Source organism: Bacillus sp. MZGC1 (assembly GCF_002998605.1).
GTDB lineage: Bacteria > Bacillota > Bacilli > Bacillales > Bacillaceae > Bacillus.
On sequence record NZ_PVRE01000003.1, the window covers coordinates 529,958 to 543,197 of the forward strand.

Here is a 13,240-nt window from a genome sequence, read left to right on the forward strand (position 1 = left end):
GTCCAGCCTCCTAACGACTACCTGTCACGCGTTAAAAACTTTTTGATCTCGTTTAGAGTAAAAGTATTCACGACATTTGCTTTTGGTGTCCAGCCTTTTCTTGCAGCTGTTACACCGACTTCCATATGTTCCAGCATGGCGATGTTGTGCGCATCTGTATTGATCATGATGTTCACACCCGCTTCATTTGCTTTCATTAAATGCTCTGTTTTCAAATCAAGTCTTGACGGATTACTGTTGAGCTCAAGTGCAGTGCCCGTTTTCTTTGCAAGCTCTATGAGCTGATCTATATTTAGGGCATAGCCATCCCGTCTGCCGATCAAACGGCCTGTTGGATGTGCAATTAAATCGACATGCTGATTTCGCAAGGCATTTTCAAGGCGTTCCATAATGACTTCCTCCGGCTGAGAGAAGCTAGAATGAATAGACGCAATGACAAAATCCATGTCTTTTAAAAAGTCATCATCATAATCTAACGATCCATCCGGCAGGATATCCATTTCGACCCCTTTGAAAATGTGAAAATGCTCGAATTCCTGATTAAGCTTGTCAATTTCTTTAGCTTGCAGACGCAAACGTTCTTTTGTTAAACCGTTGGCTACTTTTAAATATTGCGAGTGGTCTGTAATGGCCATGTATTCATAGCCTTTTGCGATACATGCTTCCGCCATTTCACGAATAGAGAATGCTCCGTCACTCCATGTCGAGTGCATATGAAGGTCGCCTTTGATATCTTTCAGTTCTACAAACTGCATACTTTCTTTATACGTATCAATCTCCGCTCCGGTTTCACGAATTTCTGGCGGAATGAGCGGAAGTTGAAAATGCGCATAAAAAGCGCTCTCGTCTTCAAACGTTTTCACTTCTCCAGTTTCAATCGTTTCCACACCATATTCGCTAATGCGCTCTCCGCGTTCCTTCGCAAGCTGACGCATTCGAATATTGTGATCTTTTGATCCAGTGAAATGGTGCAGCGTAGTCGCGAATTGGTCTGATGTCACAAGCCGGAAGTCCACACTGATCTCAAAATCAAGGGCAAGAATGACAGATACCTTCGTATCACCGCTTGCGATGACATCTTTCACATCATCAAGTGCAACGAGCTGCTCTCTGACTTGCTCAGGATCATCTGTCGCAATGATATAATCTAAATCTTTCACGGTTTCACGTGCACGTCTTAAACTGCCAGCTCTTGAAAAACGGATGATACCTTTCGTCTCTTCAAGCGCATGATCAATCCGCTCTGCCACATCTAATGCAAAGCCAATTGGCAGTCGTTCCGGCTGCTTTCCCGCTTCCTCAAGAGCCGCGAGAATCTTTTCTTCTGTTTTTTTGCCAAAGCCAGCAAGTGCTTGTACCTTTTCCGCTTCGCATGCTTCTCTTAGCGACTGTGCATCGTGGACGCCAAGCTCTTGGTAAAGCTTAGCGATCTTCTTCCCGCCAAGTCCTGGTAATTTTAAGAGCGGGACAAGTCCTTCAGGCACTTCCTTTTTTAATTGTTCGAGTGTTTCTGATTGTCCTTTTTCAATATACTCAGTGATCACAGCGAAGGTTCCTTTTCCAATGCCGGGTAATGCTAATAGATCATCTATTTGAGAAAGGCTGCGGTCATCTTGTTCCAGTGCCGCTGCTGCTTTACGAAAGGCAGAAATCTTAAAAGGATTATCTCCTTTCAGCTCCATATATACTGCAATTGTTTCAAGAAGTTTGATAATATCTTTTTTATTCATCTCTCATCCTCCAGCCGCTTTGGCATCTTCCTTTATAAATATACAAACTTTTCCTTCATCCTACAACTTTCTGTCATGGAATGAGAAAAAACTTCTCCAAGAAAGGAGAAGTTTTTAAACTCCATACGTCGTCCATAAGTCTTTGACAAGACTGGACAGATAAGGGGTGTTGCCTACGATCACATCTGCTAATATGGATTTGCTCATCATTGTTTGCAGTGCATCGACTGGAAGTAATGCAGCGACAAACAAGAGAATAAACACAAATAGATAGGTTTCAAGAAATCCTAAAACACCGCCAAGCAGTTTGTTGACCTGCTTAATCACAGGTATACTTGCAATGGTTGTGAGCAATCCGCCAATGATGGCGAGCAGGATTTTGGTCAAGATAAACAGAATGATAAACGCAATGGTATTATAATAAGCTGTTTCTAGATTCCCACTAAAGAAAGCGAGCTGCGCTTGACCGCCGCTAAAATTAGGCGCTGGAATCCACGTAAGCTGTGGTGCAAGTGACTGATAAAACATGGAAGCCACTAAGATAGAAACAACAAAGCTGATCAATTTAATCAATTGAAGAATAAACCCACGTTTTAGACCGACAAGCGTTCCCATAAGAAGCAAAAACAAAATGATGATATCGATCACGGTAATTTCATTCCTTTTCTTTAAGCTGAATCTCTAGTTTTTCGTATTGCTCTTTTAATTTCAAGTAGTCGTGGACGACATTGACTGCTGTCAGTACAGCTAATTTGTTTATATCAAGGTATGGATTTTTTTCATTTATTTCTCTCATTTTATCATCAACAATTGAAGCAACGTGTCGCATATGCATCTTCGTTTCTTGACCGATGATCGTATAGGACTGTCCGTAAATCTCAACTGTTGTTTTCGTTTTACCGCCGTCAGACAACGTTTCTCCTCCATTCCACGAGAATCCTAGTCTCTATCATAACATGTTTAGACATTGAATGGAAAGACGAGCCCTTCCCTGTTATGGTACACTTTAGAAATCAATGATATCAAGGTAAAAAGGAGTTATCCACTGTGCCCCAATCCGTCTTAAAAGCAACATCAGAAGACCTTAAAAAGATGAAGAGCGCGTATGCGCACCACTTAACTGATACTTTACCACCAGGCGCCCTTTTTCAAGCAAAGGTTCCTGGCTGTACGATTACAGCCTATCGATCTGGAAAAGTGCTGTTTCAAGGACAAAAGGCAGAAGCTGAAGCCAGTCAATTCAGCCATTTAAAAGCAGCTGATACGAAAAGTCAAAAAGCACCTGCTGTCACAAAATACAGTCCGCCGTCAGGAATTGCTTCTATGTCCGTCATCGGTTCAGATGAAGTAGGAACAGGTGATTATTTTGGACCAATGACGGTCTGTGCCGCCTATGTTGATGCAAGCCAGCTTGCTCTCATGAAAGAGCTTGGCGTAAAAGACTCAAAAGGTCTAAAGGACCCGCAGATTATCAATATTGCCAAAGATCTCATCAAAACCATTCCGTTCAGCCTTCTCGTGCTCCGAAATGAAAAGTACAATGCGATGCAGGAAAAGGGCATGAGTCAAGGAAAAATGAAGGCGCTGCTTCATAACCAAGTCATTACCTCTGTGCTAGAAAAACTAGACGGGAAGCAGCCCGAAGCTATTTTGATTGACCAATTTGCAGAACCGGGCATTTATTTCAAGCATCTTGCAGGGAAAAAAATCATTCGGGAGCGGACGTACTTTAGCACAAAAGCAGAAGGCATTCATTTGTCAGTTGCTGCGGCTTCCATTATTGCAAGGTACGCCTTTTTAATTGAAATGGATAAGTTGTCAAAAGCAGCAGGCTTTGACATTCCAAAAGGAGCCGGTCCTCATGTGGACAAGGCGGCAGCGAAGCTCATCAAGCTGCACGGCGAAGATGCTTTACGTCAATTTACAAAGCTGCATTTTGCCAACACACAAAAAGCGAAAAAATGGTTATAAAAAAGAGCTAAGGCCCATAAGGCCATAGCTCTTTTTTTCTTTAACCGCGCAAGACGGCTTGATACGTATCTTCTAATGCTTTCAATACTTTTGTATGAACAGCCGTCACTTCTTCCTCTGTCAATGTTTGCTCCGGATTTAAATATTGGAGAGAGAATGCAACGGATTTTTTGCCTTCTTCCATATGTTCACCCTCATACACATCAAAGACGGATAGGTCTGTCAATAAATCCCCGCCTGCCTCATAGATGACCCGCTCCAGCTGTCCGCTTGAGATATGCTGATCTACAACAAGTGCAATATCTCTTGTCACAGCAGGGAATCTCGGAATCGCTGTATATTTCATATCCTTCGATTCAGACGTCATCACATCTGTTAAATCAAACTCGAAGACATATGTTTCTTTTAAATCTAATTCTTTTTCAATGACTGGATGCAGTGCAGCAACAAACCCAATGACTTTTCCATTTAAATGAACATCTGCTGTACGACCTGGATGAAGACCCTCACGCTCTGCTTGAACATATGTGATTTGGTCTGATACACCAAGCTTTTCGAACAGACCTTCTGCAATTCCTTTCGCTACATAAAAATCGACGGCTTTTTTCTCGCCCTGCCAAAGATTTTTGTGCCATAAGCCTGTCAGCGCACCAGCGACATGCTCTTTTTCCACTGGTTTTTCTCCTTCAGCTTCTGCTAAGAACACAGAACCCGTTTCATAAAAGCCAAATGAATCAGCTTGTCTTGCCAAGTTATATGCAACAGAATCCAGTAAGTTTGGCAGAAGACTTTGTCTGAGCACACTTCGTTCTTCACTCATTGGCAGGGAAAGTCTCGTTTTATAAGCTGGATTCAGTGCAAAAGCTGTAGACTTATGCTGATTTGTCAATGAATACGTGATCGCTTGAGAAAGACCTGCGCCTTCTAAGAAACGTCTGACCTTCCTGCGCTTCACTTGGTACGGCGTGAGACCGCCAACTGTACCAGCTGTCGCAGGCAGTGTAGACGGAATATTATCATAGCCGTATAATCTGGCAACTTCTTCAATGAGGTCTTCTTCAATCGTGATATCCATTCTACGAGAAGGAACCGTTACGACAAGAACGTCATTTGATTCGCCCACTGTAAAACCAAGTTTGTTGAAAATTTGCATCATATCTTTTTTTGAAATGCTCATGCCAAGCACCTTATTCACACGCTCAGTTGATACGTGGATGACATTCATACTTGCTTCAAGGTGGTTTTCCTCCACAGTCCCGCTTAGCACTTCACCACCTGCATAGAGACTGATCAATTGCGCTGCTCTTTCGGCTGCAGGTTTTGTACGCTGCGGGTCAAGTCCTTTTTCAAATCGTGTGCTTGATTCACTGCGAAGCCCTAAGTCTCTAGATGCTTGACGGACCGTTTGACCGTTGAAATATGCCGCTTCTAAAAGAATCGTTGTCGTCTTATCACGCACCTCAGATTCAAGACCGCCCATGACGCCTGCTACAGCGTGCGCTTTCGTCCCATTAGTGATCACTAGATGCTTTGATGACAATGTACGTTCTTGTTCATCCAGTGTTTGAATGATTTCGCTATCAGACGCTTTACGTACGACCACCTGCTTTGAACCAAAGCAGTCATAATCAAATGCATGAAGCGGCTGACCGTATTCAAGCAGTACAAAGTTTGTAATATCGACGACGTTGTTAATTGGTCGAATGCCTGCATTCATCAATCTTGTTTGAATCCAAAGCGGTGCTGGTCCAACCTTTACATTTTTAATGATCTTCGCTGCATAAAGTGGATTTGCTTCTTGATCCTCAATTTTCACAGAGATATAGTCTGCTGCTTTTTCTGAAGAGGTGTCATGTGCTGTATCAGGAAGTTTGATGTCTTTCCCTAAAATGGCTGCAACCTCATAGGCAACACCTAGCATATTCAGGGCATCCGCACGGTTTGGTGTTAAACCAAGCTCAAGTACTGCATCGTCTAATTGAAGTGCCTGAAGGGCATCATCTCCGGGTTTGACGTCATTTGGGAAAACAAAAATGCCTTCTGCATATTCCTTTGGTACGAGTTTGCTTTCTACGCCTAATTCTTGCAGAGAACAAATCATGCCATGAGACTCTTCGCCACGCAGCTTTGCTTTTTTAATTTTAAAGTTCCCTGGAAGGACTGCGTCAACCGTTGCGACGGCCACATATTGTCCTTTATCCACATTCGGAGCCCCGCAAATAATTTGCACTGGAGCGTCTTCGCCGATATCAACAAGACATTTGTTTAATTTATCCGCATTTGGGTGCTGTTCACGCTCAATGACATGTCCAACGACAACCCCTTTAATGCCTTCTCCTTTATATTCAACGGCTTCCACTTCAATTCCGCTTCTTGTGATCTTTTCTGCTAATTCATCCGGCTGAATGCCTTCTAAATCGACATAGTCTTCTAACCATTTATATGAAACAAACATGTTGATTTCCTCCTCTTAGTCCTGCTTGAATTGCTTTGTGAATCTAATATCATTTGTGTAGAAATGGCGAATATCATCAATGCCGTATTTTAGCATCGCAATACGTTCAACACCCATTCCAAAAGCAAAGCCTTGGTAAGTTTCTGGATCAAATCCGCTCATTTTCAGGACATTTGGATGAACCATCCCTGCTCCTAAAATCTCAATCCATCCTGTTCCTTTACATACAGAACAGCCCTTTCCGCCGCATTTAAAGCAAGACACATCCACTTCGACAGATGGTTCTGTGAATGGGAAAAAGCTTGGACGGAGTCTAATTTCACGATCTTCACCAAACATTTTTCTTGCGACTGTCTCAAGCGTTCCTTTTAGATCACTCATGCTAATATTGTGATCGACAACAAGGCCTTCAATCTGCATGAATTGATGTGAATGAGTCGCGTCATCACTGTCTCGTCTATATACTTTCCCAGGGCAGATGATCTTCACAGGACCTTGTCCTTTATATTTTTCGAGTGTACGTGCTTGAACTGGTGACGTTTGTGTTCTCATCAGTGTATCCTCGGTAATATAGAAGCTGTCCTGCATATCACGTGCTGGATGCTCCTTTGGAAGATTCAGCGCTTCAAAGTTATAATAATCCGTTTCTACCTCAGGACCTTCCTCAACGGTATAGCCCATACCAATAAATAAATCTTCAATATCTTCGACAACAATCGTTAATGGATGTCTTGCCCCCATTTTGATTGGACTTGCTGGCAATGTGACATCGATCGTTTGAGATGCAAGTTTTTTCTTCACTTCTTCTTTTTCCAGCTGCTCATTTTTTTCAGCAATGGCATTTGCAATCTGCTCTCTTACTTCGTTTGCGAGTGCGCCCATTTTCGGTCTTTCTTCTGCGGAGAGCTTGCCCATTCCACGAAGCACCTCTGTGATCGGGCCTTTTTTCCCTAAATATTGAACACGAATGTCATTAACTTCTTTGAGCGAGCTAGCTGCTTCAACCTTCGCTATCGCCTCTGTTTCAAGCTGTTTTAACGTTTCTTGCATGAGTGTAATCCTCCTTTTGATATACAAAACCGCCTGGATAAACGGCTGTTTGATCGTTTGAAGACAATAAAAAAACCCGTCCCTCTAAAAAAGAAGGGACGAGTTGTGGTCGCGGTACCACCCTTGTTGAGCACAAATGCATGTGCGAATAAGCTTCATTGACATAACGGAATCAAACGAATCCGGTTCACCTTTACGCAAAGCTTGCGGTCCCGGTGACAACTCCAGAGGTGAATTCCTGTTTCAGCATTCCTTAAATGCACTTTCAGTCTACGATGCATTCTCCCTATAAGGACGCTCCTTGAAACAATCTTCCTCTATCATGGTTTTTAAAATATTAGTTTCATTATAGTGAAAATAAGCGCATGTTGCAACACTATCCACGCAAATGATAGACGAGAACAGCTGCTGCAACAGCCACATTTAATGATTCTGCCTGACCATACATCGGCACATATAAATTCTGGTCTGTCATTTGCAGAATCTCTTGGTCAATCCCTGCTCCTTCATTGCCAACAATTAATGCAAAAGGACCTTCTGCCGTTACGCTTCTATACGCTTTCGCATTTTTCAAGGCGCTTCCGTATACAGGTATGCCTTGCTCCTTACATGCTTGTATTGCCTGCTGAAGGGTTTGCTTTAAAATTGGCAGGTGGAAATGCGATCCTTGTGCTGAACGGAGCGTTTTTCCGTTAAACGCATCGACTGTTCCATCACCTAAGATTACAGCATCAAGACCAGCGGCATCTGCTGTCCGAATGAGTGTGCCTAGATTTCCTGGGTCCTGCACTGCATCTAACAGAAGAAGTCGTTCATACTTCTTTTCTTCAAATACAGGAACTGTACAAACCGCCGCGATGTGCTGAGGCGTTTCCGTTTCGGTCATGGCAGAAAAGGCTTCTTCGCTCAGTTCATAAAGTTCAATGTCAGGATCGATATGAGAAGGAAGCTTATCAGGCGATGTGACCATTAATTCTTTCACAACTCCGCTCTTCAATGCTTCTTCAACTAAGTGTATTCCCTCAACGAGAAACAGCCCCGTTTTCGTACGTTCTTTTTTCGTATGGAGCTTTTTCCACTGTTTGATGTTTGTGTTTTTAGCTGATTCTATATATTTCAAGCGATTTTAACTCCTTTAAATATCATGAATTTATTATATCTCATGCACACTACATAATAAACCTGTCTTTGAGACAGAATAGGGCTATTACCATCAAAAAAGGAGTGTGGGCAATGGATTTTAATTTAAGAGGCGCAGTCATTCAAAATATCACTGGCCATAATCAAGAGCAGCTTGAACATACGATTTTAGATGCCATTCAAAGCGGCGAGGAAAAAATGCTGCCAGGCCTTGGCGTGTTGTTCGAAGTGCTATGGCAAGAAGCATCAGAAAACGAGAAGAACGAGATCCTCGAGACACTAGAGCAAGGCTTAAAGCCTCATCAGCAGCAATAAAAGAAGCCGGTTTGCTTATCACAGCAAACCGGCTTTTTCATTTAGCCAGTGATCGGTGTTTCCATCCGAAGTGCTGGATCACGCCAAATTTCGACCCATTTTTTAATTGCAAACACAATGATCACAAATCCTAAGATCAGCATGATAATTGACAGCACCGCATTCAGCACGCTGTAACCTGATGCCTCAGGATTAAGGTATACATTTGCTACCATCCAATAGCCCGCATAATTCACTGTCACATATAAGTAGGCAAGTGGAATTAAACAAGTCAGCATATATCGCCTTTTATCTGCAATTTTTAATACAACGGTTGCCCCGATGATTAATCCGACTGATGCCATTAACTGATTCGAAACCCCAAACAGCGCCCAAATGGACCCGATGTCTCCAGAGTAAAGCAAGTATCCCCACATAAAACACGCAAGCGCACTTGCAAATACCGACCCAGGTACCCAGTCATTTCGTTTAAGCGGTTTATATGCTTCGCCAAAGAAATCTTGAATCAAATAACGCGCCACACGCGTTCCAGCATCAATAGCGGTTAAAATAAAGACAGCTTCAAACATAATGACGAATTGGAAAAAATAAGACGCCAAATGACTAAAGAATGGAATTCCCGTAAAGATATACGCCATCCCTACAGCTAATGTCACAGCTCCACCCGTTCTTCCTTCTAAATCAAGGCCAATTTCCTTACTCAGCTGCGGAAGATTCTCAACACTCATCCCGAGCGTTCGGAACACTTCTGGCGTACTGTTAATCGCAAAATAATCTCCTGGATGAAGAGCCGTAGCGGCAATTAACGCCATAATGCCAACTAGGCATTCTACTAGCATTGCGCCAAACGCGACAGGCTTCATATCGCTCCAGCGGTCAAGCATCTTAGGCGTTGTCCCTGACCCAACAAATGCGTGGAAACCAGAAATGGCCCCGCAAGCAATGGTAATAGAAATAAAAGGCCAGACAGGACCAGCTAAAACCGGGCCTCCTCCATTCACAAACTCCGTAAAGGCTGGGAATTGAATCGTTGGATTGACGACAAAGATTCCGGCAATCAGTGCGATAAAAACACCTATTTTCATAAAGCTGCTTAAATAGTCCCTCGGTGCGAGCAGCAGCCAAACCGGCAATGCCGCAGCAAAAAAAGCATAGATCGGCAGGGCAAGAGCAAGCGTTTTTGTATCAAGTGTTAAAAGATCACCAAGTGCCGTTCCTTGAATATTCGGCCCAAGGAATACACCAACCATCAGCAAAATAAATCCCGCAGTTGTGGCCAGTTTTAAATTGCCTGTCTTTTTATAATAAAGACCAACCCCCATCGCAATTGGAATCGTGATTCCGACTGCAAATGTCCCCCAAGGGTTACGTTCTAATGCATGAAGCACAACCATAGACAGTCCTGCCATTGTGATCGTAATGATAAACAGCATCGCAAGCCCTGTACAAAATCCTGCTACAGGTCCTAGCTCTTCCTTTGCTACCTCTGATAATGATTTCCCCTTTTTTCGCATCGACGCAAATAAGACGACAAGATCATGTACAGCTCCGCCAATCACTGCGCCAATTAACAGCCAAAGGAGACCCGGTAAATACCCAAATTGTGCGGCTAAAATCGGGCCCACTAACGGACCGGCAGCTGCAATCGCAGCAAAGTGATGCCCAAATGTGACCCATTTATTGGTTGGCACATAATCTTTCCCGTCCTCTAATGTGTGAGCCGGTGTAGGATGATCGTCTGTCACCTTTAATACCTTGACCATCATAAATGTGCCATAAAGACGATAGGCAATCGCTAAAATACACATAGATGCTATGACAATTGTAACCGCATTCATTTAACCATCCCCTTTGCACAAACAATTTGTTACAAATATAACATAAATTGATTGATTTTTCTTTCTTTTAAAACCAAGTTGACAAATAAGAATAATGTGTTTATTCTTAAGGTAGCTTCACCTACTTCCATAAACTCTCTTTTGACAGGGCGTTCTTTAGGCTCTGTCCTTTTTATTGCTTTCATCTTACAAAAATAAAAGCCAGATCACATGTGCCTTATTCACTAGAATATTTTTTCTTCTTCTGCCAAAAACAGTTCTTTTGGCGTAACTTAAAACGACAGTTCATTTCCTGGGAAATTCAATGAAATAAAAAAAGCCCTTCCCCTATACTGAGGAAAGGCATTCTTACTTAAGAACCGTACGTGATCTGTTCAACCGTTTTTTGATCAAGTCTTTTGATCACTTCTGTTAAAAGCTTCACTGCATTTTCATAATCATCTCGGTGAATCATCGCTGCATGGGTATGGATATATCTGCTTGGTATCCCGATCGATAGTGATGGCACACCATGACCTGTTAAATGGATACCGCCAGCATCTGTCCCGCCGCCAGGCATGGAGTCATATTGGTAAGGAATGTTCAACTCATCCGCTGTTTGGACAACAAAATCCCGAAGCCCTTTATGGGATACCATCGAAGCATCAAATACAACAATCGTTGGTCCTTTGCCAAGTTTGCTTGTTGCTTCTTTTTCAGTGATGCCTGGCGTGTCTCCTGCTACACCAACATCAATGGCAAATCCAATATCAGGCTGGATCGTAGCCGCTGCTGTTTTGGCACCACGCAGGCCAACCTCCTCTTGTACAGTTGCAACACTGTAAGCAATATTCTCATGCTGAGCATTGTCTAAGTTCTTCATGACATCAATCGCTACTGCACAGCCGATACGGTTGTCCCATGCCTTTGCAAGGAGCATTTTTTCATCATTCATCACTGTAAATTCAAAATAAGGAACGATTTGATCTCCAGGCAGAACGCCCCACTCCATTACCTGTTCTTTGCTTGATGCACCAATATCAATAAACATATCTGTAATCTCAATCGATTTTTTTCGAGCTTCAGGTGACAAGACGTGCGGCGGCTTTGAGCCAATCACACCTGTAATGTCTCCCTTTTTCGTCACAATGGTGACACGCTGCGCGAGCATGACCTGTGACCACCAGCCGCCGACTGTTTGGAAGCGAATGTAGCCTTTGTCATCAATTTTTGTCACCATGAATCCTACTTCATCTAAGTGACCAGCGAGCATAATTTTAGGTCCGTTTGCGTTTCCTTCCTTCTTAGCGATTAAGCTGCCAAGGCGGTCACTAGAGACTTCATCTGCATATGATTCTATGTATGTCTGCATGACTTTTTTGACATCACGTTCATTTCCTGGAATCCCTTTTGCATCCGTTAGGTCTTTCAGCATAGTTAATGTTTGATCTAGCTTTGTCATTCCATTTATCCTCCTTTATCTTCATGGTGCATTCTTATTATACAAAACCTCTTTCGTTCAATACGATCTTTTTATGAATATTTTTTCGTTTAACGAAATATTTTTTTAAAAAAAGTTGAAACCTTTTGGGCTTTTCATTCGTAGTACATCAGATAACGGTATATTGGAGGTGCATCCTGTCATGTTTGTAATCCTCATTAGACTTGCTCTTGTTGCACTGCTTGTCTACATCTTCTACATGGCGGTAAAATTCTTCTCAAATCCGAGAAGAAAGCTGAAACAAGCACAATTAAAAGAAGGCTTTTATTTTATGGACGAACAGCAAAATGCGCGCAAAAATTTTAATTTCGTCTATAAAGGAGTCTTGTTTGAAGGGGAGAAGCATGTTCCTTCTAAGGATCATCCTCTGTTTGTCCACTCCATTTACGTTTGGACGGAGTCACCCGAGAAGCTAAGTGAATTTACATTAGAAGACTTTGAAAAATTGGAGGAAAACATTATCGAACGTTATCCTCAAACAAAAATTGATTGGGATCAGCCCATTAAAAAAATCAAACAAAAAAAAGGAGCAGACACGCCGTCTTGATGGCGTCTGCTCCTTTTTCAGATGAACTGGATATATCCTAATATGATCAACTGCACCATGATTAACACAGGCATGCCCATTTGAAAGGCAGGATGCTTTGTTTTATGACGGAAATACTGCATCCCTAGATACGATCCAGCAGCCCCAAAAAGCACGGCAGCACTCCATAAGTGCGCCTCTGAAATTCTCCATTTATGCGCTTTTGCCCGGCGCTTGTCCTCTCCCATGAGAAAAAAACCATAGCCATTTACCAAGATCAGCAGTAGAATCATCGCGATATTCATTCATTTCACCTCACATGATGAGCAAAAAAGATCACCCCTCGACGGAATGATCTTTTATATGACTTACTTGTCTAGTTGTGCTTTTGCAGCATCAGCAAGCTGATTGAATGCACTTAGGTCATTCACAGCAAGGTCAGCAAGCATTTTGCGGTTTACTTCGATACCAGAAAGCTTTAGGCCATGCATTAAACGGCTGTAAGAAAGACCGTTCATACGAGCTGCAGCATTGATACGAGTGATCCATAGTTTACGGAAGTCACGTTTTTTCTGACGACGGTCACGGAAAGCGTAGTTTCCAGATTTCATCACCTGTTGGTTTGCTACTTTGTATAATCTATGTTTTGAACCGAAATAACCTTTTGCTAATTTAAGAACCTTTTTACGACGCTGACGCGACACAGTTCCGCCTTTTACTCTTGGCATTGTAATT

The 13,240-nt window shown here is 42.6% G+C and carries 13 protein-coding genes; 3 read left to right on the forward strand and 10 right to left on the reverse strand.

Translation table 11 applies throughout. From position 1 onward, the window contains the following. Positions 1 to 17: 17 nt before the first annotated feature. From polX to zapA, 3 genes are all read right to left on the reverse strand, one after another. Positions 18 to 1,730 (reverse strand): DNA polymerase/3'-5' exonuclease PolX, encoded by a 1,713-nt coding sequence (polX, locus tag C6Y06_RS12155; protein ID WP_066030574.1) that lies wholly within the window; start codon positions 1,728 to 1,730, stop codon positions 18 to 20. A gap of 114 nt (positions 1,731 to 1,844) precedes the next feature. Beyond that, positions 1,845 to 2,378: a CvpA family protein gene (locus C6Y06_RS12160; protein ID WP_034661786.1), complete on the reverse strand. Its 534-nt coding sequence runs from the start codon at positions 2,376 to 2,378 to the stop codon at positions 1,845 to 1,847. 7 nt (positions 2,379 to 2,385) lie between these two features. After that, positions 2,386 to 2,643 (reverse strand): cell division protein ZapA, encoded by a 258-nt coding sequence (zapA, locus tag C6Y06_RS12165; RefSeq protein WP_012010831.1) that lies wholly within the window; start codon positions 2,641 to 2,643, stop codon positions 2,386 to 2,388. Between the two features lie 179 nt (positions 2,644 to 2,822). Here zapA and rnhC point away from each other — a divergent pair, with 179 nt between their 5' ends. Next, positions 2,823 to 3,701 (forward strand): ribonuclease HIII, encoded by an 879-nt coding sequence (gene rnhC / locus C6Y06_RS12170; protein ID WP_045210067.1) that lies wholly within the window; start codon positions 2,823 to 2,825, stop codon positions 3,699 to 3,701. 40 nt (positions 3,702 to 3,741) lie between these two features. Here rnhC and pheT read toward each other — a convergent pair whose 3' ends face one another. The 3 genes from pheT to C6Y06_RS12185 form a co-directional block, all read right to left on the reverse strand. Beyond that, on the reverse strand, positions 3,742 to 6,156 hold the full coding sequence (pheT, locus tag C6Y06_RS12175) for a phenylalanine--tRNA ligase subunit beta (RefSeq protein ID WP_106036947.1): 2,415 nt from the start codon (positions 6,154 to 6,156) through the stop codon (positions 3,742 to 3,744). Positions 6,157 to 6,171: 15 nt separating this feature from the next. Continuing rightward, positions 6,172 to 7,206, reverse strand: a complete 1,035-nt coding sequence (gene pheS, locus C6Y06_RS12180) for a phenylalanine--tRNA ligase subunit alpha (RefSeq protein WP_034661794.1) — start codon at positions 7,204 to 7,206, stop codon at positions 6,172 to 6,174. Between the two features lie 376 nt (positions 7,207 to 7,582). Then, the gene (locus C6Y06_RS12185) at positions 7,583 to 8,326 is read right to left on the reverse strand and encodes a TrmH family RNA methyltransferase (protein ID WP_066030572.1); all 744 of its coding nucleotides are present in this window, start codon (positions 8,324 to 8,326) and stop codon (positions 7,583 to 7,585) included. Positions 8,327 to 8,439: 113 nt separating this feature from the next. On the opposite strand from C6Y06_RS12185, the gene sspI reads away from it, so the two are divergent. Further along, a complete protein-coding gene (gene sspI / locus C6Y06_RS12190; protein ID WP_003216243.1) occupies positions 8,440 to 8,661 on the forward strand; it encodes a small acid-soluble spore protein SspI in 222 nt (73 codons plus the stop codon). Positions 8,662 to 8,702: 41 nt separating this feature from the next. On the opposite strand, the gene cstA is transcribed toward sspI, so the two are convergent. Together cstA and C6Y06_RS12200 are read right to left on the reverse strand one after the other, a co-directional pair. Beyond that, positions 8,703 to 10,499 carry a carbon starvation protein CstA gene (gene cstA, locus C6Y06_RS12195; protein WP_106036948.1) on the reverse strand — a complete coding sequence of 599 codons (1,797 nt, stop codon included), beginning with the start codon at positions 10,497 to 10,499 and terminating at the stop codon, positions 8,703 to 8,705. Between the two features lie 352 nt (positions 10,500 to 10,851). Beyond that, a complete protein-coding gene (locus C6Y06_RS12200) occupies positions 10,852 to 11,940 on the reverse strand; it encodes a M42 family metallopeptidase (RefSeq protein ID WP_106036949.1) in 1,089 nt (362 codons plus the stop codon). Between the two features lie 181 nt (positions 11,941 to 12,121). Here C6Y06_RS12200 and C6Y06_RS12205 point away from each other — a divergent pair, with 181 nt between their 5' ends. Further along, complete coding sequence (locus C6Y06_RS12205) at positions 12,122 to 12,526, forward strand: hypothetical protein (RefSeq protein ID WP_003216690.1); 405 nt, start codon at positions 12,122 to 12,124, stop codon at positions 12,524 to 12,526. A gap of 17 nt (positions 12,527 to 12,543) precedes the next feature. Here the strand turns inward: C6Y06_RS12205 and C6Y06_RS12210 are convergent, their stop codons facing one another. Beyond that, the gene (locus C6Y06_RS12210; RefSeq protein ID WP_106036950.1) at positions 12,544 to 12,810 is read right to left on the reverse strand and encodes a DUF1294 domain-containing protein; all 267 of its coding nucleotides are present in this window, start codon (positions 12,808 to 12,810) and stop codon (positions 12,544 to 12,546) included. Positions 12,811 to 12,873: 63 nt separating this feature from the next. Beyond that, positions 12,874 to 13,233 (reverse strand): 50S ribosomal protein L20, encoded by a 360-nt coding sequence (gene rplT, locus C6Y06_RS12215; protein ID WP_003216409.1) that lies wholly within the window; start codon positions 13,231 to 13,233, stop codon positions 12,874 to 12,876. Positions 13,234 to 13,240: the final 7 nt, after the last annotated feature.